Source organism: Kitasatospora phosalacinea, from assembly GCF_000717185.1.
In the GTDB taxonomy this organism is placed as follows: Bacteria; Actinomycetota; Actinomycetes; order Streptomycetales; family Streptomycetaceae; genus Kitasatospora; species Kitasatospora phosalacinea_A.
This window is the reverse complement of sequence record NZ_JNYE01000016.1, coordinates 1-24,566: the sequence shown is the minus strand read 5'-3', so window position 1 is coordinate 24,566 and position 24,566 is coordinate 1. Positions and strand designations below refer to the sequence as shown.

At 74.4% G+C, this 24,566-nt stretch carries 24 protein-coding genes and 1 pseudogene; 14 read left to right on the top strand and 11 right to left on the bottom strand.

Features of this window, described 5'->3' with window-relative positions; translation table 11 throughout:
• Positions 1-95 precede the first annotated feature (95 nt).
• Positions 96-1,277 (bottom strand): globin domain-containing protein, encoded by a 1,182-nt coding sequence (locus OO57_RS09215; RefSeq protein ID WP_033251846.1) that lies wholly within the window; start codon positions 1,275-1,277, stop codon positions 96-98.
• A 265-nt stretch (positions 1,278-1,542) separates the two neighbouring features.
• Positions 1,543-1,989 (bottom strand): annotated as a pseudogene (locus tag OO57_RS09210) (RrF2 family transcriptional regulator); the annotation flags it as partial.
• A gap of 306 nt (positions 1,990-2,295) precedes the next feature.
• Here OO57_RS09210 and OO57_RS09205 point away from each other — a divergent pair.
• The gene (locus OO57_RS09205) at positions 2,296-3,816 is read left to right on the top strand and encodes a carboxyl transferase domain-containing protein (protein ID WP_033251845.1); all 1,521 of its coding nucleotides are present in this window, start codon (positions 2,296-2,298) and stop codon (positions 3,814-3,816) included.
• Positions 3,813-4,091: a hypothetical protein gene (locus OO57_RS09200; protein ID WP_033251844.1), complete on the top strand. Its 279-nt coding sequence runs from the start codon at positions 3,813-3,815 to the stop codon at positions 4,089-4,091. The genes OO57_RS09205 and OO57_RS09200 overlap by 4 nt, the downstream gene beginning before the upstream one ends.
• A 128-nt stretch (positions 4,092-4,219) precedes the next feature.
• Here the strand turns inward: OO57_RS09200 and OO57_RS09195 are convergent, their stop codons facing one another.
• Positions 4,220-5,206 (bottom strand): aldo/keto reductase, encoded by a 987-nt coding sequence (locus tag OO57_RS09195; protein ID WP_033251843.1) that lies wholly within the window; start codon positions 5,204-5,206, stop codon positions 4,220-4,222.
• A 190-nt stretch (positions 5,207-5,396) separates the two neighbouring features.
• Between OO57_RS09195 and OO57_RS09190 the strand changes: the two genes are divergently transcribed.
• Entirely contained in the window at positions 5,397-5,984 is a 588-nt protein-coding gene (locus tag OO57_RS09190; protein WP_051776998.1) for a TetR/AcrR family transcriptional regulator, read from the top strand.
• A gap of 42 nt (positions 5,985-6,026) precedes the next feature.
• Positions 6,027-6,986 (top strand): ATP-binding protein, encoded by a 960-nt coding sequence (locus OO57_RS45285; protein ID WP_051776996.1) that lies wholly within the window; start codon positions 6,027-6,029, stop codon positions 6,984-6,986.
• Between the two features lie 189 nt (positions 6,987-7,175).
• Here the strand turns inward: OO57_RS45285 and OO57_RS09180 are convergent, their stop codons facing one another.
• From OO57_RS09180 to OO57_RS38395, 3 genes are all read right to left on the bottom strand, one after another.
• Positions 7,176-7,721 carry a hypothetical protein gene (locus OO57_RS09180; RefSeq protein WP_051776994.1) on the bottom strand — a complete coding sequence of 182 codons (546 nt, stop codon included), beginning with the start codon at positions 7,719-7,721 and terminating at the stop codon, positions 7,176-7,178.
• Positions 7,722-7,753: 32 nt separating this feature from the next.
• The gene (locus tag OO57_RS09175) at positions 7,754-8,011 is read right to left on the bottom strand and encodes a hypothetical protein (RefSeq protein ID WP_033251842.1); all 258 of its coding nucleotides are present in this window, start codon (positions 8,009-8,011) and stop codon (positions 7,754-7,756) included.
• A 331-nt stretch (positions 8,012-8,342) separates the two neighbouring features.
• The gene (locus OO57_RS38395) at positions 8,343-9,176 is read right to left on the bottom strand and encodes an alpha/beta hydrolase family protein (protein WP_234337276.1); all 834 of its coding nucleotides are present in this window, start codon (positions 9,174-9,176) and stop codon (positions 8,343-8,345) included.
• Between the two features lie 532 nt (positions 9,177-9,708).
• On the opposite strand from OO57_RS38395, the gene OO57_RS09165 reads away from it, so the two are divergent.
• From OO57_RS09165 to OO57_RS09150, 4 genes are all read left to right on the top strand, one after another.
• On the top strand, positions 9,709-10,155 hold the full coding sequence (locus OO57_RS09165; RefSeq protein ID WP_234337275.1) for a MarR family winged helix-turn-helix transcriptional regulator: 447 nt from the start codon (positions 9,709-9,711) through the stop codon (positions 10,153-10,155).
• Positions 10,156-10,320: 165 nt separating this feature from the next.
• On the top strand, positions 10,321-11,694 hold the full coding sequence (gene cbiE, locus OO57_RS09160) for a precorrin-6y C5,15-methyltransferase (decarboxylating) subunit CbiE (RefSeq protein ID WP_081973556.1): 1,374 nt from the start codon (positions 10,321-10,323) through the stop codon (positions 11,692-11,694).
• Entirely contained in the window at positions 11,691-12,431 is a 741-nt protein-coding gene (gene cobM, locus OO57_RS09155) for a precorrin-4 C(11)-methyltransferase (RefSeq protein WP_033251841.1), read from the top strand. The genes cbiE and cobM overlap by 4 nt, the downstream gene beginning before the upstream one ends.
• Before the next feature lie 117 nt (positions 12,432-12,548).
• The gene (locus OO57_RS09150; protein WP_033251840.1) at positions 12,549-12,998 is read left to right on the top strand and encodes a DUF5959 family protein; all 450 of its coding nucleotides are present in this window, start codon (positions 12,549-12,551) and stop codon (positions 12,996-12,998) included.
• A 321-nt stretch (positions 12,999-13,319) separates the two neighbouring features.
• Here OO57_RS09150 and OO57_RS09140 read toward each other — a convergent pair whose 3' ends face one another.
• Complete coding sequence (locus OO57_RS09140; RefSeq protein WP_051776992.1) at positions 13,320-14,486, bottom strand: FAD-dependent oxidoreductase; 1,167 nt, start codon at positions 14,484-14,486, stop codon at positions 13,320-13,322.
• Between the two features lie 167 nt (positions 14,487-14,653).
• Here OO57_RS09140 and OO57_RS09135 point away from each other — a divergent pair, with 167 nt between their 5' ends.
• The gene (locus tag OO57_RS09135) at positions 14,654-15,307 is read left to right on the top strand and encodes a TetR/AcrR family transcriptional regulator (RefSeq protein WP_033251838.1); all 654 of its coding nucleotides are present in this window, start codon (positions 14,654-14,656) and stop codon (positions 15,305-15,307) included.
• Positions 15,308-15,346: 39 nt separating this feature from the next.
• Here the strand turns inward: OO57_RS09135 and OO57_RS09130 are convergent, their stop codons facing one another.
• Positions 15,347-16,045, bottom strand: a complete 699-nt coding sequence (locus tag OO57_RS09130; protein ID WP_033251837.1) for a TetR/AcrR family transcriptional regulator — start codon at positions 16,043-16,045, stop codon at positions 15,347-15,349.
• A 76-nt stretch (positions 16,046-16,121) separates the two neighbouring features.
• Here OO57_RS09130 and OO57_RS09125 point away from each other — a divergent pair, with 76 nt between their 5' ends.
• The gene (locus tag OO57_RS09125; protein WP_033251836.1) at positions 16,122-16,724 is read left to right on the top strand and encodes a peroxiredoxin-like family protein; all 603 of its coding nucleotides are present in this window, start codon (positions 16,122-16,124) and stop codon (positions 16,722-16,724) included.
• A gap of 268 nt (positions 16,725-16,992) precedes the next feature.
• Here OO57_RS09125 and OO57_RS09120 read toward each other — a convergent pair whose 3' ends face one another.
• The 3 genes from OO57_RS09120 to OO57_RS09110 form a co-directional block, all read right to left on the bottom strand.
• A complete protein-coding gene (locus tag OO57_RS09120) occupies positions 16,993-17,622 on the bottom strand; it encodes a bifunctional 4-hydroxy-2-oxoglutarate aldolase/2-dehydro-3-deoxy-phosphogluconate aldolase (RefSeq protein ID WP_051776988.1) in 630 nt (209 codons plus the stop codon).
• Between the two features lie 83 nt (positions 17,623-17,705).
• The gene (locus OO57_RS09115; protein WP_033251835.1) at positions 17,706-19,427 is read right to left on the bottom strand and encodes an N-acyl-D-amino-acid deacylase family protein; all 1,722 of its coding nucleotides are present in this window, start codon (positions 19,425-19,427) and stop codon (positions 17,706-17,708) included.
• Complete coding sequence (locus tag OO57_RS09110) at positions 19,427-20,905, bottom strand: alanine racemase (RefSeq protein WP_234337274.1); 1,479 nt, start codon at positions 20,903-20,905, stop codon at positions 19,427-19,429. The genes OO57_RS09115 and OO57_RS09110 overlap by 1 nt, the downstream gene beginning before the upstream one ends.
• A 248-nt stretch (positions 20,906-21,153) precedes the next feature.
• On the opposite strand from OO57_RS09110, the gene OO57_RS09105 reads away from it, so the two are divergent.
• The 4 genes from OO57_RS09105 to OO57_RS09090 all read left to right on the top strand — a co-directional run bounded on the left by OO57_RS09105 (position 21,154) and on the right by OO57_RS09090 (position 24,399).
• On the top strand, positions 21,154-22,224 hold the full coding sequence (locus OO57_RS09105; protein ID WP_033251834.1) for a sugar kinase: 1,071 nt from the start codon (positions 21,154-21,156) through the stop codon (positions 22,222-22,224).
• A gap of 167 nt (positions 22,225-22,391) precedes the next feature.
• The gene (locus OO57_RS09100) at positions 22,392-23,150 is read left to right on the top strand and encodes an IclR family transcriptional regulator (protein WP_033251833.1); all 759 of its coding nucleotides are present in this window, start codon (positions 22,392-22,394) and stop codon (positions 23,148-23,150) included.
• Between the two features lie 32 nt (positions 23,151-23,182).
• Positions 23,183-23,593, top strand: coding sequence for a RidA family protein (locus OO57_RS09095; RefSeq protein WP_033251832.1), 411 nt, complete (start codon positions 23,183-23,185; stop codon positions 23,591-23,593).
• Between the two features lie 131 nt (positions 23,594-23,724).
• Complete coding sequence (locus OO57_RS09090) at positions 23,725-24,399, top strand: hypothetical protein (RefSeq protein ID WP_158715064.1); 675 nt, start codon at positions 23,725-23,727, stop codon at positions 24,397-24,399.
• Positions 24,400-24,566: the final 167 nt, after the last annotated feature.

The window sequence follows — 24,566 nt, the reverse complement described above, 5'->3', positions numbered from 1 at the left end:
CGGCCCCGGAGCGGTTCCCACCCCTCCGGGGCCGACCCGCTGCCAGTCAACCACTGCTTTGGGCAAGTCGGTTGGCGGCAGGTCGGGCCCTGCGGTCAGCTCTGGCCGAGCCACATGTCGGGGCCGAAGACCTCGTAGTGGATGTCGGCGGCGGGCACGCCCGCGGCGAGCAGCTGGGTGCGGACGGCGCGCATGAACGGGAGCGGGCCGCACAGGTAGGCGACGGCGTCGGCGGGCACGTCCAGGCCGGTCAGGTCGACCAGGCCGGTGCGCTCGGCGGGCCACTCGCCCTCGGGGCGCTCGTACCAGACGTGGGCCTCGCCGCCGGGGAGCTTGTCGACCAGCTGGGCGAACTCGTCCCGGAAGGCGTGCGCGGACTCCTGCCGGTCACCGTGCACGGCGACCACCCTGCGGGTGGCGCCGGTCTCGGCGAGGTGGGCGAGCATGCCGACGATCGGGGTGCAGCCGATGCCCGCCGAGGCGAGCACCAACGGCCGCTCGCCGTCGGCCAGTTGCACGTCACCGAACGGGGCGCTGACCTGCAGCACGGCACCCTCGTCGACGTGCTGGTGCAGGTGGTTGGAGACCTCGCCCGCCGGGTCGCCGTCGACCTTCTTGACGGTGATCTGCAGACCGCCGTCGGGCCGGCCGGACAGGCTGTACTGGCGGATCTGCCGGGCGCCGTCGGCGAGTTCGACCTGCACCGAGACGTACTGGCCGGGCCTGTGCGCCGGAACGGGCCCGCCGTCGGCGGGGCGCAGCAGGAAGGTGGCGACGTCGGCGGTCTCGGCGGTGCGGGCGACCACCGTGTACGGGCGGCGCTCGCCGCGGGTGCCGCTCTCCTCGTACAGGCGGGCCTCGATGGCGATCAGCGCGTTCGCCATCAGCCAGTACACCTCGTCCCAGGCCGCGGCGACCTCGGGGGTGACGGCGTCGCCGAGCACCTGGACGATCGCGGCGAACAGGTGGGTGTGGACCACCTGGTACTGCTCGGGGGCGATGCCGAGCGAGGCGTGCTTGTGGGCGATGCGGGCGAGCATGGCGTCCGGCCGCTGGTCCGGGTGCTCGACCAGGGCGGTCGCGAAGGCGGCTATCGAGCCGGCCAGGGCCTGGCGCTGGCTGCCGTCCGCCTGGTTGCCCCGGTTGAACAGGTCGCGCAGCAGTTCGGGGTGGGCCGCGAAGAGCCGGTCGTAGAACGAGCCGGTGATCTCCCCGATGGCCGCGCCCACCGCGGGCAGGGTGGCGCGTACGGTCTCCGCGGACTTCTCGGACAGCATCCGAAACTCCAAACTCGCATCTGAGATGCGCATTTAACGGTGTGGAAAACCTGCTACTGGTACTGGACTTGCTGCTGTCGGCCGGCGCCGAACTGGTCTGCCGCTCGCCTCGACTCGATGCTCGTCCGACGGGCGGCTACGCGGAAGGGCCGAACGGCCCCGGCCCCGGCGGGCCGGACGGCACAGCGCCGGTGTCCGGCAGGGCCGACGCGGGTGAAGCAGCCGAAGCGGGTGAAGTGTCCGACACGGCCGACGCGACCGGCACGACCGGCAGGCCGAGCAGGACCGGGCCGGCGTCGCCGCCCCCGTCCCCCTCCCCGCTGACCAGGTCGTCCACCGTCAGCGGGTCGAGCGAGGCGTAGAACGCCTCCTGCGCCCGCCGCAGCGCGCCGCGCAGCCGGCAGGAGTGGCGCAGCGGGCAGGGCGGCTCGTCCTCGCAGCCGACCACGTCCCCGACGCCCTCCAGCTCGCGGACGATCCGGCCGAGCGACCCGGTGCGCCCGGCGGCGGTCAGGGCGAGCCCTCCGCCGCGGCCGCGCCGGGCCTCGACGATGCCCAGGTGCTGGAGGCGACTGACCACCTTCGCCGCGTGGTTGTAGGGGACGCCGACCGCCTCGGCCACCTCGCGGGTGGTCGGGGTCTGGTCCTCGTCCAGCACCGCCAGGCGCATCGCGATGCGCAGTGCGATGTCGGTGCTCTTGGTCAGCCTCACGGCGCTGACTCTAGCCAATTACGCATCTTGGATACCAATTACACCGGTGTCTGCTGCGTCACGTTCCGCATCGCGTTCCGCCGCACCGCTGCCACGCCTCCTCCCGCGCCCACTGCCGCAACCCCACTGCCGCATCCCGCCGCCGCACCCTGCTGCGCCGCGCGCCGGTGATCCTGCTCACCCCCGTGCGGCGCACCGGCCGACGGCCGCGCCGCCCCGCTAGCCTCGGGTGACGCCCGGCCGCCCTCTCCTCCCCGGCCAGGGCGTGCCCCTGCTCGACTCTCCCGCTCCCCGACGGAGGCCACGGTGACGGCGCGTCAACTCCTCGACCTGCTGGTCGACCCCGGCACCTTCCACAGCTGGGACGAGCCGGTCGCCGCCGACCACCCCGACCCCGACTACCGGGACGCCCTCGCCCGGGCCCGCGAACGCACCGGCCTGGACGAGGCGGTGCTGACCGGACGCGCCCTGCTGGACGGTCGGCCGGTGGCCCTGGTCGCCTGCGAGTTCGGCTTCCTGGGCGGCTCGATCGGCGTGGCCACCGCGGAACGGATCACCCGGGCCGTGGAGCGCGCCACCGCCGAACGGCTGCCGCTGCTCGCCCTGCCGGTCTCCGGCGGCACCCGGATGCAGGAGGGGTCGGCCGCGTTCCTGTGCATGGTCCGGGTCACCGCCGCCGTCCACGCGCACCGCGGCGCGGGCCTGCCTTACCTGACCTACCTGCGCAACCCCACCATGGGCGGGGTGTTCGCCTCCTGGGGCACCCTCGGCCACCTGGTCCTGGCCGAACCCGGCGCCCGGCTCGGCTTCCTCGGCCCCCGGGTGTACGAGGAGCTGCGCGGCGAACCACTGCCGCCGACCGTCCAGCGGGCCGAGACGCTGGCCGCCCACGGGCGGCTGGACGCGATCGTCCCGCCGGAGCGGCTGCGCACCTTCCTGGCCCGCGCCCTTGCGATCCTCACCGCCCGCCCCGCCCCCGGCACTCCCCCGTCGTCCCTCCGCGTCTCGGACACCCCGGTCACGGACGTCCCGGTCTCGGACACCCCGGTCACGGACGTCCCGGTCACGGATGCCTGGGAATCGGTGCTGCTCAGCCGCCGACCCGACCGGCTCTCCGCGCTCGAACTCCTGCACCACACCGCCGAGTCGTTCCTCCCGCTGGACGGCGACAGCGCACTCGTCCGGGGCCTGGCCCTGATCGGCGGGCGGCCGGTCATGGTCGTCGCCCAGCAGCGCCAGGGGCCCGGCCTGCCCCAACTCCCGTTCACCGCAGCCGATCTGCGGGCCGTCCGACGGCAGGCGCAGATCGCCGAGGAGCTGGGGCTGCCCCTGCTCACCGTGGTCGACACCACCGGCGCGGAACTCTCCGTCGCGGCCGAACTCGACGGTGTGGCACTGGAGATCGCGCACTGCCTGACCACCCTGGTCGGGCTGCGCACCCCGGTGCTGGCCGTCCTGCTCGGCCAGGGCAGCGGCGGCGGCGCGCTCGCCCTGCTGCCCGCCGACCGGGTGATCGCCGCCCAGCACGCCTGGCTGGCCCCGCTGCCGCCGGAGGGGGCGTCCGCGATCGTCCACCGCGACGGCGAGCACGCGCCCCAACTCGCCCGCGCCCAGGGCATCACCGCCACCGACCTGACCACCGCGGGGCTGGTCGACCTGGTCGTCCCCGAGAGCGCCGACCCGGCCGACCTCCGCGACCGCCTGGCCGCCGCCGTCACCACCGCCCTCGCCGAACTCGCCGAACTCCCGTACGCCGAACGCCTCGCCGCCCGGGCCGCCCGCAACCGCCGCCTCGGCGGCCCCACTTCAGGAGCCAACCCGTCATGAGCACCACCGACCCGCTGGTCCCCGCCCTGGCGGGCGTCCTCGCCGACCTGCTGCGCTTCCTCGACGAGTGCGGGGACGACGAGGTCGCCGACGACACCGCCGTCAAGCTCACGGAGAACGCGGCCTGGGAGTTGAACCGCCTGCCCGAGGCCCAACGCGAGCGCCTGACCGCCGTGTTCGCCGACCTGGCCGCCGCCGAACCGGACCCGGGGCGCCGCACCGCGCTCGCCGAGTTCCCGTACCACTGCGGCCTGGTCGAGGAACCGCTCGCCTGAGGCCCCGTCCGCCCGAGCCCTCCCCTCCCGAGTCCTCCCACTCACGAGCCCTGCCCGCCCGCGGCGTCAGCTGCCCGCGGCGTCGGCTGCCCGCGGCGTCGGCTGGTGCACCCGCCCGGAGTCCGGGCTCACCGCGGCCGGGAGACCCCGTCCAGCCTGGCAACCGCCTCGGGCGGCAGCTCCAGGGCGAACCCGGCCAGGTTCTCGGCGAGTTGGCCGACCGTACGGGGGCCGATCAGCACCGAGGCGACGCCCGGCCGGTCCCGGACCCAGGCGAGCGCGACCGCCGCCGGGGTGGTGCCGAGTTCGGCCGCGAGTTCCACCACCTGCCCGGCGATCTCCAGGTTGCGGTCCGTGAGCATCCTGCCGCCGAACGAACGGGCCAGTGCGGACGGCGAGTTGAGCAGGCGTCCGGCCCGGGACTCCGACTCGGGCGCGGCACCCGGCCGGTAGCGGCCGGTGAGCACGCCTCCGCCGAGCGGCGACCAGGCCAGCACGCCGAGCCCGTGCCGGGCCGCGACCTCGCCCAACTCGCCCTCCGGTTCCCGGGCCAGCAGCGAGTACTGCACCTGGAGACCGACGAACCGGGTGCCCCCGACCCGCTCCGCGGCCCACTGCGCTTCGACCACCTGGGCGGCACTGAAGTTGGAGCAGCCCAGGTAGCGGACCTTGCCCGCGCGGACGAAGCCGTCCAGCACGGCCATCGTCTCCTCGACCGGGGTGTCAGGGTCCCACTGGTGGCACTGGTACAGGTCGACGTGGTCGGTGCCGAGCCGTCGCAGGCTGCTCTCCAGCGCCCGGGTCAGGTGCATCCGCGACAGGCCCCGGTCATTGGGGCCCGGGCCCTGCGGGAGTGCGGCCTTGGTGGCGAGCACCACCTCGTCGCGGCGGCCGCGCAGCACCCGGCCGAGGATGCGTTCGGACTCACCGCCGGTGTAGGCGTCGGCGGTGTCGATCAGGCCGTGCCCGGCGTCCAGGAAGGCGTGCACGATCCGCCCCGCCTCGGCCTCCTCGCAACTGCCGACGCCCGCTCCGCCCGCCGGGCCGAAGTTCATGGTGCCCAGGCAGGCCCGGGAGACCTTCAACCCCGATGCTCCCAGCCGTACTTGTTCCATCTCCGCACGTCCCCCTCCAGCTCCGTACCCGACTCCGGTGATCGCCGGTGATCGCCGGTGATCACCGACGGTGCACTCGGACGGAGGCGGCGGGCCCGGTATGATCCCGATCCGGATCGGGCGTTCCGGTTCGGAGCCTACGGAACAGTTGTTCCGCTTGACAAGCCGTCAGATCACCCCGGGGGAAGGCATGTCCGAGAAGACCCGTCCGCTGCGCACCGACGCCCGCCGCAACCGCGAACGCGTCCTCGCCGCCGCCGAAGCCGTCCTGGCCCGCGAGGGGTCCGGCGCCTCGATGCGCGCCGTCGCCGAGGCCGCCGGGGTCGGGCTGGGCACCATCTACCGCCACTTCCCCACCAGGGAAGCCCTGTTCACCGACATCATGGCCGCCCGGATGCGCCAACTCGCCGAACGTTCAAGGGAACTGACCGAGGCCGCGGACGCGGGGAACGCCTTCTTCGAGTTCTTCACCGCCGTCGTGGACAACGCGGGCCGGATGCGCGCCGTCGCCGAAGCCCTCGCCGATGCGGGCATCGACGTCAAGGCCGGCACCTCCGAGGTCTCCGAGGTCTCCGAAGCCGCCACCGCCCTGCGCACCGCGCTCGGCACCCTGCTGGAACGGGCCCAGCACCACGGCCGCCTCCGCCCCGACCTCCACCTCCCCGAAGCGCTCGCCCTGCTCGCCGCCATGTGCCTGGCCGCCGAACGCCACCAGTGGGACCCCGCCCCGCGCGACCGGGCCCTCGCCGTACTCTTCGACGGCTTCCGCCCCCGCTGACCAGCGCACCGCCCCCGCCACCGGACCCCGCAGGATGGACCCGTGCCGAAGAACCCGCCCGAATCGGTGCAGCACCATCTGCGCCGCCGCCTGAACCACCACGCCCGGGAACGCTGGCCGCACGTGGACACCGTCAAGGTCCGCTTCCGCGCGGGATTCGCCTACGTGTCCGTCGAGTTGACCGACGGGACGACCCTGCCGCTGTGCCGCCTGCGCTTCACCGGCGCGCAGCACACCTGGGGCTTCGCCCTCCCCGACCGCAGCGACAACGACGCCGACCGCTACCGGAACGCCCTCCTGCCCGACGGACTCCCGGTCGGTACCCCGGAGGAAGCCCTCGACTGCGCAGGCGCCCTCGCCGCCCTCGACACCCTGCCGCCGGTCATCCGGGTGCCGGCCGGCCTCGTCGTCCTCGTCGGCCCACCGGCCTCGGGCAAGACCAGCTTCGTCCGGGCGCTGATCGGGAGCGGGCGGATCGACGCGGAGGCCGTGGTGTCGAGCGACGAGATCCGCGCGGAACTCTTCGGCGCCCCACCCGACGCGGCGGAATCCGGCACTGCGGAATCCGATGCGGCGGAATCCGATGCGGCAGACGGACTGGTCTTCGCGGAACGCGACCGCAGGATCGCCGCCCGGCTCGCCACCGGCCATAGCACGCTCGCCGAGTCGACGAACGTCACCTCGGAGGCACGCGCTCGACTCATCGCCCTCGCCGGGCGCTTCCACGCCCCGGTGACCGTGCTGCGGTTCGACCCCGGCCTCACCGACCTGCTCCAGCAGCACGCCGAACGGAACCGTACCGACCTCACCGCCGCGGACGTCCGCGCCTACGCCGCCGTCATGGCCCGGGACGCCGGTGCCGACCGGCTCCGCGCCGAGGGCGCGACCGCCGTCCACGACGTTCCCGGACGTCGCCGAGCGGTCACGCCCGCCGGGGCCGCCGCGCGCTTCTCCTTCACCCGACGCTTCCACGCCGCCCCGCCCCCGCCACCGCCCACCTGAACGCCTTCCGCCGCCCGTCCGACCTGACCACAGCCGCGGCCAGGACCGGGACCGGGACCGGGACCGGGCAGCTACGGCCCTGCCCGGTACGGGAGTTGGACCTCGGTGTCCTGTCCCTCTCCGCCGACCGGCGCCGACTCGCCGTCCTCGCCGCGACCGGCACCGGCACCGACTGAGGCGTTCCCCCGTTCACCCCGGTCCGCGCAACCACTCCTCCAGCACCGCGAAGTCCTGCTCCTTCAGGCCCGCTTGGGGGTCGACACGGAGCAGCAGCGCGGGCCCTGGGTGGTGGTCCGCCACCCACTGCCGGTCGGCCGTCCCGATCTCGTCGTCCACCCAGGCGAACGCCGTCCCGTCCGCGTGCCCCACCAGCAGCGGCGTCTTCCAGTGCACCCCGTACGGGGTGTCCGCGTCCGCGCCGTCGCCCTCCTCCAGCACCGGCAGCGGCGGCAGCCCGAGCAGCGGCGCGACGCAGATGTTGGCCTCGTGCTCCCAGGTGGTGGCCCACACCGGGCGGCAGGGCAGTGCCGCGATCCGGGCCCCGTGCCGGGGGTCGATCCTGGCCAGCAGCGGATGTCCGGCGGCCTCCGCGCCCAGCACCTCGCGGATCCGGCGCTCCGTCAGGTGCTCCGGCTGCCGCCCGGCCGGCCCGCCGAACGGGATCAGCGGGCCGTCGACGTCCAGGTACAGCAGCGGCAACGGCGGTGGCGGCAGCGGTGGCTCCAGCGGTTCCATCCCCGCATTCTCCCCGCCCGCCGCCTCCACCCTCACCGCCTGAATCGGTAACCCTCCGCGATCACGTAGAGGTCGGCGGCGGGCGCCACGCACTTCGCGGCCACCGGCGGCGCGGCAGGATCGTTGAAGTCCGGGACGCCCGACCAGCCGACCCGTTCCCGGACGATTCCGGAACCGGACGCGCCGGGGCGGTCGAGCGAGAAGCCGAACGCGGTCTCCGGGTGCCAACTGCCGGACGGCCGTTGCGGTTCGGGCGTGCCCGGCGGTACCTCGTAGGTCAGTGTGCGCACGGTCCCGGTGACCGTCCCGGGCGCGGTCGCGGCCTCGGCCGTGGTCAGGTCGGACGGGCGGCGTGGACGTGACGGGCGCGGCCGAGGCGGCCGGCACCGCGAGCATCGACACGGCCATCGCGACCGCGACACCCGACATCAGCTTGTGCGTGCTCAACTTAACCCTCCCCCAGTCTAGTTGTTCGTCCCCTCCGTGCTTTCGAGCCGCACGCGGGAACACCCCAAAGATCGCAACCGGCACCGGCCCCGCGCGTCCGCCGGAGGAAGGACGCCGGGTCACCCGCGCGGAGGGACCCGTTCACCCCCGGCCTCATCCGGGCAGCGGCGGCGTTCAGGCCCCGGGAGCTGCCAGGACGTCCGCGAGCCAGTCGGCGGTGTCGGGGAGCCAGTCCGGCAGGGCGTTGCCGAGCAGGTGGTTCCCGTGCGGGACGTGGAGCAGTTCGGCGTGCGGGAGGTCGGCGGTGAGGGCCTCGGCGTTGGTGACGCCCGGGATCCGGTCCCGGCCGCCCTCGACCAGCAGCAGCGGGAGGCGGCGCAGCCGGGGCGCCAGCGCGGCCAGGTCGATCCGCGCGACGAATTCGCGGGCCGCCGCGTCCCCGCCGCAGCGCTGGGCGAGGGTCGCGGTGACGAACGGGACCAGCGCGTCCTGGTCCAGCCGGTACGGCCCGCTGACCAGCGCCGCCGCCCGGACGCGCGGGTCGTGCGCGGCGAAGTCCGCGGCGAGGTAGCCGCCGAGGCTGAGCCCGATGACCCCGACCCGCCCCGGATCGATCCCCGCCCCGCTCCCACCTCGGTCCGATCCCTGCTCCTGCCCCGGCTCTTGCCCCTGCCCCTGCCCCCGTCCCTGCCCCGGCTCCTTCCCCAGGACGTGGTCCAAGGCCCGGCGGAGCGCGTGCCGGTGGTCCGGGCCGAGCGCGGGACCGGCGGCCAGGACCCCCTGCCCGGGGCCGTCGACGGCCAGGACGGCCACCCCGCGCGCGAGCAGCGCGTCGACCGGCCGGTGGAACTCCTCCTTCGCGGAGTCCATGCCGGGAACCAGCACCACCAACGGGGAGCCCTCCGCCCCTGCGCCTTCCCCCGTTCGCGGCAGGCGCAGCCAGCCCGCGTAGCCCTCGCCGGAGATCCGCCGGGCCGAGGGTTCGAGCAGGGCGAGGGCGTCCCCCATCGACCGGTCCGCCTCCGCGGCGACGGCGGCGGCGCGCTCCCAGTCCGGGTCCGGCAGCAGCGCGGCGAGGTGGAACCAGCGGGCCGCCGACCGGTGGTGGTGCCCGGCGGTCCGGGCCCGGCCCCGCCCGGCGGCCTGCTCGGCCCGGGCCCGGTGGGCGAGCAGGCCGCCCGGCAGGCGTCGGGCCAGTCGAGCAGCGAACCGATCGGCGCGGTGACGCGGTCGTACTCGTACGGGTCGATGCCGGCGCCGTGGGCGCGCGGGCGGGTCTCGGCGACGAAACCGGCCGCCGTGCCGGTGGCGGTGAGGAAGGAGAGTTCGGTCATGGGGGTGCGGTCCTCCGGAGCGTGGCGTTTCTGACGGGACGACAGGTCGACAAAACGACCATCGGATGTCGACGCGCAGTGGTCGATTCCTCACGCTCGGCAGCCGAGGGCCGACGGCTGCCGACATCAACAACGCCCATCATCATCAATGCATTGATGACTGTCAACGAAACTGATTGATGCCCCTCGCCCTGTACCATCGCCGCATGGGAATGCCCCCCGCTGACCGCCTCGGCATCGATCTGCACCGCGCCGACCTGGAGTTGATGGCCGCGAAACGCCTCGCGGTGGATCCCGCGGGGCTGACCGTTCCGCAGTACGCGGCGCTGTACGTGCTCGCCGACAGCCCGGGCATCAGCGGGGCCGCGCTGGCCCGTTCCTGCCAGGTCACCCCGCAGGCGATGGGCGTCCTGCTGAAGCACCTGACCGAGCGCGGGCTGGTGGAACGGGCGCCGCACCGCTGGCACCGCAACGTGTTGGAGACCCGGCTGACCGATCGCGGCCGGGCGGCCCTGGAGTTGGCCGACGAGCGGGCCACCGAGGTCGAGCAGTGTCTCGCCGACGAGTTCACCGAGGCCGAGCAGGAGCAGTTCCGCGCCTTCCTGAACCGTGCCGAACGGGCCCTGCGGCACGCCGCCGACGACCTCGGCTGACGACCTCGGCCGACGCGCACCGCCCGCCACCCGCCGTACCCCGGCGGGCTACCCGCGCCGGTGTGGCCAATGTCGCACGGTGGATCTCCGCAGCTCGTGGGGGGTACGGCGGTCGGCTGCGGGTAGGCTGCGGCTGCCCCGTCCCCGATCCGTGAGGAGTTGCGCGTGTCTGCGATCACCGTCGTCGGGGTGGGTGCGGACGGCTGGCCGGGGCTCTCGGCCGCGGCGCGGGAGGCGCTGGGCGCGGCGGACGCGGTGCTCGGCGGGGCGCGGCAGTTGGCGTTGCTGCCGGAGGAGGTGACGGCGGATCGGGTGCCGTGGCCGTCCCCGTTGCGGCCGTCGGTGCCGGGGCTGCTGGAGCGGTTCGCGGGGCGGCGACTGGCGGTGCTCGCCAGTGGCGACCCGATGTTCCACGGGATCGGCCGGACGCTGCTGGAGTGCGGCGTCCCGGTGGAGTCGCTGCGGGTGCTGCCGCATCCGTCCTCGGTGTCGCTGGCGTGCGCCCGGCTGGGCTGGCCGGTGGAGGAGACCGAGGTGGTGACGCTGGTCGGCCGTCCGGTCGAGTCGCTGCACGCCGCGCTGTACCCGGGCCGTCGGCTGCTGGTGCTCAGCGCGGACGCGGCGACGCCCGTACGGGTGGCGGAACTGCTGGCGAACCGCGGCTACGGGCCGAGCCGGGTACGGGTGTTGGAGCAGTTGGGCGGCCCGGCGGAGGCGGTGCGCGAGGGTGTGGCGGAGGGTTGGTCGTTGCCGCCGGGGGATCCGTTGAACCTGCTGGCGGTCGACTGCGTCCTCGATCCGGCCGTTGCGCCGGATGCCCCGCGGCAGCAACTGGTTCCCGGACTGCGGGACGAACTCTTCGATTCGGACGGTCAGTTGACGAAGCGTCACATTCGGGCGGCGACGCTGGCGGCGCTCGGTCCGGCGCCGGGCGAGCTGCTGTGGGACGTGGGCGGCGGTTCGGGGTCGATCGGCATCGAGTGGCTGCGGTCGCACCGCAGTTGCCGGGCGGTCAGTGTGGAGCGCGACCCGGGGCGGGCGGAGCGGATCGTCCGCAACGCGGCCGCGCTCGGCGTGCCCCGGCTGCGGGTGGTCCGGGGTGCGGCACCGGTGGCGCTGGACGAACTGACGGCCGAACTGGGCCGTCCGGACGCGGTGTTCGTCGGCGGCGGGCTGACGGTGCCGGGGGTGCTGGAGGCGTGCTGGGCGGCGCTCGGGCCGGGCGGGCGACTGGTGGCGAACACGGTGACGCTGGAGTCGGAGGCGCTGCTGACGCAGTGGTACCGGCGCCACGGCGGCGAGTTGGTGAAGCTCGCGGTCGCGCACGCGGTACCGGTGGGCGGGTTCACCGGGTGGCGGCAGGCGATGCCGGTGACCCAGTGGAGCGTCGTCAAGGACACGCGCGAGAACCAGAACGAGAACCAGAACGAGAACGGTGACCCCGGGGAATCCGGTGCAGCCGAGGTTGTCGGAACCGCCCGAGTTATCGGAACTATCGGAACTGCCGGAACTGTCGGAGCTGTTGGAGGAGCGAAGTGACGGTCTATTTCATCGGTGCCGGTCCGGGCGCAGCCGATCTGATCACGGTGCGCGGCCAACGCACCCTGGCCCGCTGCGGGGTGTGCCTGTACGCGGGCAGCCTGGTGCCGCCGGAGCTGCTGGCGGACTGCCCGCCGGACGCCCGGCTGGTCGACACCGCGAACCTGGACCTGAACCAGATCCTGGCCGAGATCGTCCGCGCGCACGGCGAGGGCCTGGACGTGGCCCGGTTGCACTCCGGCGACCCGTCGGTGTTCTCGGCGATGGCCGAGCAGATGCGTCGACTGGACGCGGCGGACATCCCGTACGAGGTGGTGCCGGGCGTGCCCGCGTTCGCGGCGGCCGCGGCGGCGCTGAAGCGGGAGTTGACGGTGCCGACGGTCGGGCAGACGGTGATCCTGACCCGGGTGGCCCGGCAGGCGACGCCGATGCCGCCCGGCGAGGAGCTGTCCGTGCTCGGCAAGAGCGGTGCGCTGCTGGTGCTGCACCTGGCGGCCCGCTACGTGGACAGCGTGGTCGAGGAACTGCTCCCGCACTACGGGCCGGACTGCCCGGCCGCGGTGGTCGCGATGGCCAGCCGCCCGGACGAGCTGGTCCTGCGCGGCACCCTCGGCGACATCGCCGTCCAGGTGAAGGCCGCGGGCGTGCTGCGCACCGCCGTCATCATCGTCGGCCGCACCCTCGCCGCGACGGAGTTCCGCGACAGCCACCTGTACTCGACCACCCGGGCCCGCTGAACGCGTCGCCGCAACGGGCCACGCCCGGGCGGGGGGCCGGGGCCGGGGCCCGCAGTCCCGGCCCCCCGCCGCCCACCTTTGGCAGCATGCGAACGACGGACGGCACGGGGAGCGGACATGGACCTGATCAGCCTCCGGGACGAGGACAGCAGCTTCCGGGTACGGGTACTGGGGCGCCGGATGCCGGGCGTGCTCCACCTCCACGACCTGCTCGATGCCGAGGTCGTCGTCACGAGCAGCTTCGTCACCGGAAGCCTCTCCGTCCGGCTGCTCCCCTCCGACCTGGACGGGTGGGGCCGGTCCTTGGACGTGCTCGCGTCCGGCCGGGAGATCGTCTGGCTGGAGGACGGCAGCCCGGAGGTCAGGATCCGACCGCTCGACGAGGAGCACGGCACGCCGACCGTCCTCGTCGAGGACCTGGGGAGGTCGTGCGTCTCCGTTCTCCTCCCGCTCTCCCTGGAGCCGGGGTGGATCGACGAGCAGCGCAGATTGCTCGAACAGGTCCGGCGGACCTGGCCGAGCGAAGTCCGCCAGACCTCGCCGGGCGTCTACGAGTGGCGGCACTGACCGACTGCCGGGCCCACTACCGGACCCACTGCCGGACCCACTGCCGGGCCCACCGTCCGCTCCGCACGCCACGCCTGTCGCGCAACGAGCCGGCAGGAGCGTCCCGTTGCTGCCGGGCCGGTACGACCGGTCCGGGGAGATCCACTGCCTCCCGTGGACGCTGCACCCGGTGCGGGACGCCGAGGCGTACGGCGTGGCGGTACGGGCGGCGGACGCGGCATTCGAGGCGGCGGGTGAGAGGGGCCGAGGGGGCGGACCCGGTCGCGTGCCTGGACGTGCTCTGAGCCAGGCCCGAGTGCCTTTCTTCGAGCGGTAGTTCGCTCACCGGGCGCCGGACGGGGCGTGCTCCTGGTGGGGCTCGGCGGACAGCAGGCCTTCGGCGGCACCGTCCAGGAGGCGCTGCATGTCGGTGGAGCGGGGCAGCATGACCGCCTCGTAGGCGCGGACGGCGGCGGCGACGGTGTCGTGGCGGGCGAGGGCGAGGGCGAGTTCGCTGGCGTCGAGCATGGCGAGGTTGACGCCGACGCCGAGCGGGGGCATCAGGTGGGCGGCGTCGCCGAGGAGGGTGACGGCGGGGTCGTGCTGCCAGGTGTGCGGGACGGGCAGGGCGTGGATGGGGCGGTCGACGTAGGGGCCGTCGTTGTCGCTGAGGAGTCGGCGCAGGGACGGCGACCAGTCGCGGTAGCGGTCCAGCAGGAGGGCGCGGACGGCGTCGGTGTCCTGGACGGTGTGGCCGGCCGCGGCGATCCAGTCGGCGGGGACGCGCTGGATGACGTAGGCGCGGAGGTGGCCGCCGCTGCTGCGCTGGGCGAAGACGGCGCGCTCGCCGTCGGCCGCGGTGGCGCTGCCGGGGCCGACGAGTGCGGCGAGGTCGGGGTGGCGGCGGTCGGCGTCGTGGAACCAGGCTTCGAGGAAGCTGACGCCGGTGTAGCGGGGGGTGGCCGGGGAGAGGGCGCGGCGGACCGTGGAGCGGGCGCCGTCGGCGCCGATGACGAGGTCGGCCTCGGTGACGGTGCCGTCGGCGAAGTGCAGGTGGCGGGGGCCGCCGACGGGTCCTTCGACGGAGCGCAGGGTGCGGCCCCAGTGCACGGTGCCCGGTTCGAGCGAGCCGAGGAGGAGGTCGCGCAGGTGGCCGCGGTCGATCTCGGGCTTGAACCGTTCGCCGTCCTCGGGGACGTGGTGGAAGCCGATCTCCCCGGTGGTGGCGTCGAGTTGGCGCATCTCCTGTCCTTCGGGGCGGGCGAGGCGGAAGAAGTCGTCGAGCAGTCCGGCCTCGCGCAGGGCGATCTGGCCGTTGTCCTCGTGCAGGTCGAGGGTGCCGCCCTGGTCGCGGGCATTAGGGCCGCGGTCGCGGTCGTGGACGGTGACGGCGATGCCGTGGCGCTGCAGGATGCGGGCGCAGGTCAGGCCGCCGGGCCCGGCGCCGATGACGGCGATGCGGAGGGCGGGGGCGGTCGTGGTCGTGGTCGTGGACGTCGTCGTGGTCATGGTGGTGCTCCGTTCGGACGGGCGCGCGGGGGTGCCGGGCGGCCGGGAAGGTGGGGTGGGGCGGCGCGGGAGTGCGTCGGCGCCGTGCTCCCAGAAGACCACAACGACTACAAAAGTGCAACGACTCAACTTTTGAACCCGATCAACCGGGACGGTAGACTGCCCCCATGCCCAACACCCCTCCGCCCCCGGCACCGCCCCCGCCCCCGACACCCCCGGCCCCGCCGACACCTCCGCCGCCGCCCGGGCGCCGCGAACGCAAGAAGGCCGCCACCCGCCAGGCCATCGCCGACGCCGCGCTGCGCCTGTTCCTGGAACGCGGCTACGACGACGTCGGCATCCGCGAGATCGCGGACGCCGCGGACGTCTCGACCACCACGCTGTTCAAGCACTTCCCGTCCAAGGAGGCCCTGGTCTTCGACCAGGAGACGGACCAGGAGGCCCAACTGCTGGCCGCCGTCCGCGAACGGCCCCGCGGCCGGTCCGTCCCGGCCGCCCTGTGCGACCACGCCCTGCTCCACCGCCGGGCCGCCACCGACCGCGACCCCCGCTTCGCGGCCTTCCTCGACCTGGTGAACTCCACCCCCGCCCTGCGCGACTACCACCAGGCCATGTGGCTGCGCCACACCGCCGCCCTCGCCGCAGTGATCGCCGAACAGAGCGGCCGCCCCGCCGACGACCCCCTCTGCACCGCACTGGCCCACTTCGCCCTGGAGGCGCCCCGGGCCGCCCAGGCCCACGACGACGTCCGCGCAGCCATGGTCCGCGCCTTCGACCTCCTCGAACACGGCTGGAACTCCCTCACCGCACCTGCCCCCTAGCCCCCTTCCCGGACGGTGCGGCCACGGACACGGCCGCGGTCAGCCGAGGCCTGGGCCGGGGCCGGGGCCCAGACCCAGGCCGTCCAGGACGGTCCGCGCGCCGTCGGCGAAGGCCTGCGCCGGGTCGGCGGTGGCGCGGGCGGCCAGGGCGGCGGCGAGCAGGGGAAAGGTTTCGGGGACGGACGCCCCGCCGGGGGCCGCAGCAACGGCGGCCTGATGTTCGAGTTCGAGCGCCCCGATCACGTACGACACCAGTGCGTGCAGCGCGGCCGCCCGGCGCGGCGCGTCGAGTCCGGCATCGGCCAGGGCCTCCAGCAACCGTTCCCGCCAGCGCAGTGCGGGCGGACAGCCACCGTGGTGCCGGACGGCCAGTGGCAGCACCCCGGGGTGCGCTCCGACGGCCTCGCGCATGAGCTCCAGCAGGGCGAGCAGCCGGACGCGCGGCCCGGCGGACGGGACAGCGGACCTCACCGGATCCACAGCCGAATCCACGGCCGGATCCACGGCCGGATCCGCGGCCGAATCCACAGCCCGGTCGAGGACGCCACCGAGGGCGAGGTCGACGACCAGGCACTCGAGTTCCTCGCGGTCCTCGACGTAGCGGTACAACGCCATGGTGCGGCGGTCGAGTTCGGCGGCGACGGTGCGCATGGACAGCGCGGGCAGGCCGTCGCGGTCGATCACGGCGAGCGCGGCGGCGGCGATCTGAGCTGGCGTCAGTGAGCGTGGGCGGGGCACGGGTTGACAGCGTACGCCATACGCCTACAGTTTTGGCGTACGGCATACACCTACGAGGAGCTTCCGAGGAGCCCACGTGTCCCGACTCCGGACCGGCACCACCGCCCCGCCCCTCTCCACCACCACCACGACCGAGGCGGTCACCGTCACCGGCGCGCCCCTGCCTCCGGTGCCCGCGGACGGCCTGACGCACCTGCAGTTCCGCCGCTTCGCGGGCTGCCCGATCTGCAACCTGCACCTGCGCAGCTTCGCCGTCCGCCACCCGGAACTGCGGGAGGCGGGGGTGCGCGAGGTCGCCGTCTTCCACTCGCCCGCCGAGGAACTGCGGTCGTACGCCGACGGGTTGCCCTTCTCGCTGGTCGCCGACCCCGAGCAGCGGCTGTACCGCGCGTACGGGGTCGAGCACGGGGCCCGCGCGCTGCTCGACCCCCGGGTCTGGCCGTCGATCGTCCGCGGGGTGGCCCGCAGCATCCCGCTGGTCCTGCGCGGCCGCGAACGTCTGCCCGCGTCCCGCCCCCTCGGGGGACGCCTGGGTCTGCCCGCCGACTTCCTGCTCACCGCCGACGGCCGGGTCGCCGCCGCCCACTACGGCACCCACGCGGCCGACCACTGGTCCGTCGACCAGGTCCTCTCCCTCGCCGCCGCACACCGCACCGCACCGGTGCCCCAGCACGACTGAACGCCGCCCCCGGGGGCCCAGCCCCCGGCAAGGTTCAGTTCAGCCGAGCGGGAAACCGCCGGACCGAGCAAGATCCCGCCCGGGGAAACCGGAAGTCGCCGCACTGGGCAAGATCCAGCCCGGAGAACCCGGAAACCGCCGGAATGGGCAAACCCCTGCCCACCCGAACAGGAAACGGCCAAGCCGGGCAAATCCCCGCCCACCCGAACCGGAAACCGTCGGGCCGGGCAGGTCCTTGCCCGCCCGGCGGGGTGGGGCGGGGTGGTGTTCAGGCGAGCGAGGCGATGAACTCCTTCGCGCGGCGGGTGATGTCGGCCCAGTCGCCGTCCGCGACGGCTTGCGGGGGGACGACGTCGGTGCCGGCGCAGACGGCGAGGGCGCCGTGGTCGAGGAAGGCCTTGGCGTTTCCGGCGTTGACGCCGCCGGAGGCGACCAGGGGGATGTCGGGGTAGGGGCCGTGGAGGTCCTTGAAGTAGCCGGGGCCGAACGCCTTGGCGGGGAAGATCTTGACCGCGGCGGCGCCGAGGTCGACGGCGTCGGCGACCTCGCTGGGCGTCAACGCGCCCATCACGACCGGGGTTCCGGCCTCGCGGGCGACGTCGGCGACGGCGGGGCGCAGGCCGGGGGTGACCAGGAAGCCGGCTCCGGCGGCGATGCCCTCGCGGGCCTGGTCGGCGGTGAGGACGGTGCCGACGCCGATCCGGCAGCCCGCTTCGGCGGCGCGGGCGACGTGGCGGGTCACGTCGGGGGTGGTGAAGGTGAGTTCGGTCCAGGTGATGCCGCCTTCGGCGAGCGCTTCGCAGAGCGCGACGGCGTCGGGGATCACGGGGGCCCGCACCACGGCGATCACCGGCTGCCGGGCCAGTGCCGCGCGCAGGTCGGTCGTTTCGGTTCCCATCCTGGGCAACTCCTCTTCACGCATGAACGGTTCGAATCGATGGCTGCGGAACCAGCGGGCCCCGCAGCGGAATTGACGTCTGCTCAGTCGAGTGGCCGGACCTTGCGGTCGGCGCCCCGGCGCAGCGCGCGGCCCGCCAGGTCGCCGGTGGGTTTGCCGTCGGTGAGGGCGGCGACGCCGTTGACCAGGACGTGCTGGATGCCTTCGGCGGCCTGTCGGGGCTGGTCGAAGGTCGCGGTGTCGCGGACGGTCCCCGGGTCGAACAGGACCAGGTCGGCGTGGTGGCCGGGGCGGACGAGTCCGCGCCGGTCGAGGCCGAGGCGGCGGGCGGGGCGGCCGGTCATCCGGGCGACGGTCTGTTCGAGCGTGAGGACGCCCAACTCGCGGCTGTAGTGGGCGAGGTAGCGGGGGAAGGTGCCCCAGGCGCGGGGGTGCGGGCGGGCGCCGACCAGGAGGCCGTCGCTGCCGACGGTGTGCACGGGGTGCCGCATGATGGCGCGGACGTTCTCCTCGTGGCCGACGTGCTGGAGGATGGTGGTTCCCAGTTGGTCGGCGCGCAGCAGGGCGAAGAACACGTCGGTGCCGGTGCGGCCCTGTTCGGCGGCGAGTTCGGAGATCTTCCTGCCGACGACGGCGGAGAGGGAGCCGTGCCGGACGCCGGAGACCTGGATGGTGTCCCAGTCGGTGACGACGCCGTGGCAGCCGTCGCTGCCGTGTTCCTCGACGTCGGCGCGGATGCGCTCGCGGGCGGCGGGGTCGGCGAGCCGGGCGAGGGTGGCTTCGGGGCCGCCTTCGGTGGACCAACTGGGCAGCAGGGCGGCCAGGGTGGTGGATCCGGGCAGGTAGGGGTAGCTGTCGAGGGTGATGTCGATGCCGTCGGCGAGGGCGGCGTCGACCAGGGCGAGGAACTGTCCGGCGCGGCCTTCGTTGACGCCGAAGTTCATGGTGGCGTGGGTGAGGTGGAGCGGGCAGCCGGAGCGCCGGGAGATCTCGACCATCTCGGCGTAGCCCTCCAACGCGCCTGCGCCGTAGGAGCGTTGGTGCGGGGCGTGGAAGCCGCCGCGGGCGGCGACGACGGTGCACAGTTCGACGAGTTCGGCGGTGTCGGCGTACATGCCGGGGGTGTAGGTGAGGCCGGTGGACATGCCGACCGCGCCGTCGGTCAGCGACTGGTCCAACAGGTGCTTCATCCGGTCGAGTTCGGGCGCGGTGGGGGGCCGGTTGGCCCAGCCCATGGCGAGCATCCGGACGGAGCCGTGCGGAACGAGGTAGCAGGTGTTGACGGCGGTGCCGGTGTCGAGGCGGTCGAGGTACTGGGCGACGGTGCGCCAGTTCCAGTCGAACTCCTCGTCGGCGGGGTCGCCGTTCCAGCCCGCGAGTTGGCGGCGCAGCGCGGCGAGGGTGGTGTCGTCGGCGGGGGCGTAGGAGAGGCCGTCCTGGCCGAGGACTTCGAGGGTGACGCCCTGGGTGATCCGGGAGGGGTGGTCGGGTTCGAGGAGCAGCCGCAGGTCGGAGTGGGCGTGCATGTCGATGAAGCCGGGGGCGAGGACGAGTCCGTCGGCGTCGATGGTCCGGCGCCCGCTCAGGCGTCCGCCGTTACCACCCGCGGCGCCGTCACCATCCGCGGCGCCGTTACCGCCCGAGCCGCCGGTGCCGCCCGAGCCGCCGGTGCCACCGGCACTGCCGGTCCGGTCGAGGCGGCTGATCTCGTCGATGCGTCCGTCGGTGACGGTGACGTCGGCGCGGTAGCGGTCGGTGCCGGTGCCGTCGATGACGGTGGCGTCGCGCAGGAGGAGGTCGGCCATCAGAAGTACGTCCGGACCAGGTCGACGATGCGGGGGTGTGCGGTGTCGGCGTGGTCGAGGACGGGGATGAGGCTCCACTTGTCGAAGGCGGTGCAGGGGTGGGAGAGGCCGAGGCGCAGGACGGCGCCGACGGGCGCGGCGGGCCCGGCGTCGCGCAGGAAGGTGTGCTGGTCGTTGAGGGCGGTGACGGTCGCCCCCTCCAACGGGCCGTGGCCGCGGACGAGTTGGGGTCCGGGAAGGCCTTCGTCGAACGGGAGGTCGCGCTTTCCGGCGTCGAGGAGGGCGAGTTGGGGTTCGGGGTGGGAGACGACGCGGGCCCAGCCGTGCATGGCGGAGCGCAGCGGGGTGGTGTCGGGGCGGCGGGAGAGCGGGGAGATGCCGCGGTAGAAGCCGTCGTCGTGGGCGAGGTAGGCGCCGGCCCGGACGATGACGGTGGTGCCGGGGACCTGCCGGGTGAGGGGGGTCAACTCCTGGGCGACGGTGTCGAAGTAGGCGCTGCCGCCCGCGGTGACGACGGGGGTGGGGGTGGGGTAGTCGGTGGCGAGGCGGCGGTGCAGGTCGGCGAGGTCGGCGAGGTAGCCGCGGACGGCGGCGAGGGCGGGGGCGGAGGCGTCGTGGGCGAGGGCGCCTTCGTAGCCGCCGACACCGGCGAGTCGCAGGGTGGGGGCGGCGAGGACGGCGGCGGCGACGTCGAGGGCGGCGGGGACTCCGCGGGCGCCGGTGCGGCCGCCGGGGCCGCCGAGTTCGACCATGACTTCGACGGGGCGCCGGGCACCGGCGGCGCGCAGGGCGGCGTCCATCCGGTGGACGCTGTCGGTGGAGTCGACCCAGGAGGCGAAGGCGAAGCCGGGGTCGCGGTCGAGTTCGGCGGCGACCCAGGCGAGTCCGGCGGGGTCGAGCAGGGTGTTGGCGAGGAGCAGGCGTTGGACGCCGAAGGCGCGGGCGACGCGGAGCTGGGGGAGGTTGGCGAGGGTGATGGCGTGGGCCCCGGCGGCGAGTTGGGCCTGCCAGAGGGCGGGGGCCATGGTGGTCTTGCCGTGCGGGGCGAGGCGGACTCCGGCGGCGCGACACCAGGCGGCCATGGTGTGCAGGTTGTGGCGGAGGGCGGCGGCGTCGAGGGTGAGCAGGGGGGTGCCGAGGCCGTCGAGGGTGGGGCGGGTGGCGAGCCAGTCGCGGACGGTGCGGCCCCAGGCGTCGGCGGGGACGGCCTTGAAGCGGAAGTCGAGCGTCTCGTCGGCGAGCGCGGCGACGGCGGCGGTGTCGATGCCGGGGCCGTGGACGGGGTCGGCGAAGTACCGCGGGCCCGTCCCCGCCTCTCCCGCGCTCCCCGTCTCTCCCGCGCCCCCCGCCGGTCCCGCAGCCCCCGAAGCCCCTGCCTGCCCCGCAGTCCCTGCCCGCTCTTCCGCTTCCGCCGTCCCGCTGGCCCCGCCGGTCTCGTTGCTCCCGCTGTTCTCGCTGTTCTCGCTGTTCTCGCCCATCGCCCTGCCTCCGTATCAAACCCCGGCCCACTCGCGAGCTGGGAAGTTGCAACATGCGCAACCTGTATTGCGCATGTTGGTGATACGGTTCTAGCATTCACGCCGGACGGCGGTCAACGGACCGCGACGCGGCCCGTCCACCCCTCCCACCAGGCACGCAGCACCGGGGCTCACCGCCGAGCGCCGGGCCGCGCGGGCCGTCGGCGGTGGGGGCGGGGTGCGGGCCCGAGGGTGAGGGAGCGGGTTTGATGGCGGATCAAGGCGGTGCGGGCCGGGACGGTGCGGCGGCCGGCCGGGCGGTGTGCCTGGGCGAGTCGATGGCGGTGCTGCTGCCCGACCGGCCGGGGCCGTTCGAGGCCGTCGGCGCGTTCCGGCCCTCGGTGGGGGGCGCCGAGTCGAACGTGGCGGCGGCGCTGGCCGCGCTGGGCGTGCCGACGGCGTGGATCAGCCGGGTCGGCGCGGACGGCTTCGGCCGCCGCCTGACGGGCGACCTGGCCGCGGCGGGGGTGGACGTGTCGGCCGTCGCGGTCGACCCGCACCGCCCGACCGGCGTGTACCTGAAGGAGACCGGCGGTTCCGGCCTGCCGCACGACCTGGGTCCGGGCCGCTCCCGCCTGCACTACTACCGCACCGGTTCGGCCGCCTCCGCGCTCTCCCCCGCACTGCTGGACGACCCGGCGGCCGCGGCCCTGCTGGACGCCGCGCCACTGCTGCACCTGACGGGCATCACGCCCGCGCTGTCGGACGACTGCCTGGCCCTGGTGCGCGCCCTGCTGGCCCGCCGCCGCCCGGGCCGGCTGGTCTCCTTCGACCTGAACTGGCGCCCGGCGCTGTGGCGGCTGCGCGACCCGGCGGTGCTGCCGGAGCTGCTGGACGCCGCGGACGTGCTGCTGCTGGGCGCGGACGAGGCCGAGGAGGCGTTCGGCACCGGCGACCCGCGGGCGCTGCGCGCGCGCTTCCCGTCCCCGGCCACGCTGGTGGTCAAGGACTCCGGGCACCTGGTCACCGCGCTCGGCCGGGACGGCGGCTCGGTCACCGAACGGGCGCTGCACGTCGAGGTGGTGGAGCCGACCGGCGCGGGCGACGCGTTCGCGGCGGGCTACCTGGCGGGCACCCTGCGCGGTCTCGACCAGCGCTCCCGGCTGCGCCTGGGCCACCTGGCGGCGGCGGGCGCGCTGACCGCCCCGACCGACCACGGCGCGCTGCCGGACGCGGCGACGGTGGCCGCACTGCTGGCCGCCGACGAGCGGGGCTGGGCGGCGACCCGGGTCACCGCGTCCGGCATCGACTCCCCCGCGCTGCCCGCCCCCGTCCACTGAGCCCCGCCCACCGGCTCCCCACCCACCGACCACCACCGCACCGAAGAACCCACCACAGCACCCACCACGGCACCCGCCGAAGAACCCCAGCGAAGCACCCACCGCAGCACCCACCGAAGAACCCCACCGAAGAACTCCCGGCACCCTCGAAGACCCTCGGGACACCCATGAGCCAGACCGTCACCCGCGCCCTGCGCCTGCTCGCCGAACTCGGCGAGGGCGAGCGCTCCCTCGACCAGTTGGCCGAGCTGATCGGCGTGCACAAGACCACCGTGCTGCGGCTGCTGCAGAGCCTGGAGGAGGAGCGCTTCGTCCACCGCGACGCCCAGTACCGCTACCACCTCGGTGCGGGCCTGTTCGCGCTGTCCAGCCTCGCGCTGGAGCAGCGCGGCATCCGCCGCACCGCCGCCCCGCACCTCGCCGAGCTGAACGCGGCGACCGGCCAGACCGTGCACCTGGCCGCGTACGAGGGCGGCGAGGTGGTCTACATCGACAAGTACGACTCGCGGCACCCGGTGCGGATGTACTCGCGGATCGGGTTGCGGGCGGCGCTGCACAACACGGCGGTGGCCAAGGTGCTGCTGGCCGACCTGTCGCCGGTGGAGCGACGCCGGGTGGTGGACGGCGTCGAGTTCACCGTGCACACCCCGAACACGATCACCAGTCCGCAGGCGCTGCTGGCCGAGCTCGACCAGGTCGCGGTGCAGGGCTGGGCGCAGGACCACGCCGAGCACGAGGCGTTCATCAACTGCGTCGCCGCGCCGATCCGGGACGTCTCGGGCCGGGTGGTGGCCGCGGCGTCGATATCGGTGCCGGACGTGGTCCTCCCGTACGAGCAGGTGCTCGAACTTCTCCCCCAACTGCTCGCCTGCACCAGGGCGATCTCCGCCGACGCGGGCCTTCCGGCGCGCGGCACCGTTCACTGACGTACCGTCAACCACCTTATGGAGCAAGACAGATGAGCGACAAGATCGAGGTCCGTACCGACGGCGCGCCCGCCCCGGCGTGGATGTTCTCGCAGGGGGTGCGCAAGGGCCCGATCCTGCAGGTGTCCGGCCAGGGGCCGCAGGACCCGGCGACCGGCGAGTACCTGTACCACGGTGACGTGAAGGCGCAGACCCGGCGGACGCTGGAGAACGTCAAGGCGATCGTGGAGGCGGGCGGTGCGAGCATCGAGGACGTGGTGATGTTCCGCGTCTACCTGACCAAGCGGGCCGACTTCCCGCTGATGAACGAGGTGTACGCCCAGTTCATCGAGGAGAACATCGCCCCGGGCAGCGTGAAGCCCTGCCGCACCACGATCTTCGTCGAACTGCCGCAGGAGCCGATGCTGGTGGAGATCGACGCGCAGGCCGTCGTCACCGGCTGACCGGCCCGGACCGCGTCCGGCGGTCGCCCCCGTGCCCACCGGCCCGGGGGCGGCTGCCGGACGTGCTTGGTGGCGGGCTCCCGTCCGGCGTCCCACACTCGGACTGGGGGACGAACGGCGGGAGCGGTGCCATGTGCGAACAGCGACAGATGGTCATGCAGAAGGCCGAGGAGTCGAACGGCCGGCTGCTGCAGCGGCGGTTCGCCTGGCACGACAGTTGCCGGGCCCTCACCGGGGGAACGGTCCGGGTCAAATCGGGCTACCACTACGAACCTCGCCTCGGTGCGGCCATCCCCGACGGGTACGCCTACGACCCCCGGGCCGGGGTCGTGATCGGGCCGTCGGACACCATGACGGTGGTGCGGACGTCCTCCGGCCCGGAACGGGTGGTGCCCGGCGGCCCGGGACGGGTGGTGCCCGGCGGCCCGAGCACGGGCCCGATCACGCAGCGGCGGACCGTGCGGGTGGTCGATCCGGCTCCGGGCGGCGCCCCCGCCGAGGCGGGCGCGGCGCCCGCCGCGCCGGTCAGGGCCGTCACGCCCCCCGTGACCGGGTGGATGCGCCTCAACACCGTCAGCGTGCGCCACGCGACCAACACCGGCAACGTCTCGGTCCTGCTGGCGGGCATCGACGCGCAGGGGAACACGAGCAACGTCGTCGTGCTCCACCCCGGCGACTCGGTCGACTGGTACAACATCACGTCGGCGGCGATCGACGTCGCCACGGGCACGATCTACCCGCCCGACGGCGGCCCCCGGCCCGGCGACCGGCCCAGGCTGGAGTACCAGGAAGGCCCGGGGGCCTAGACGAGTAGTTCCGAAGTCTGCTGGCTTTGCTGGTTCTGCTCCGGGCATGCAGGGAGGGTGTCCAGCATTCGGCTCTGTCCCGTAATCGGTGGTAGCGCTCTGTGGTGGTCACTGGAGGAGGATGCGGTGGCGGAGCAGAGGGAACCTGGCTCGGCCGTGCATTTGCC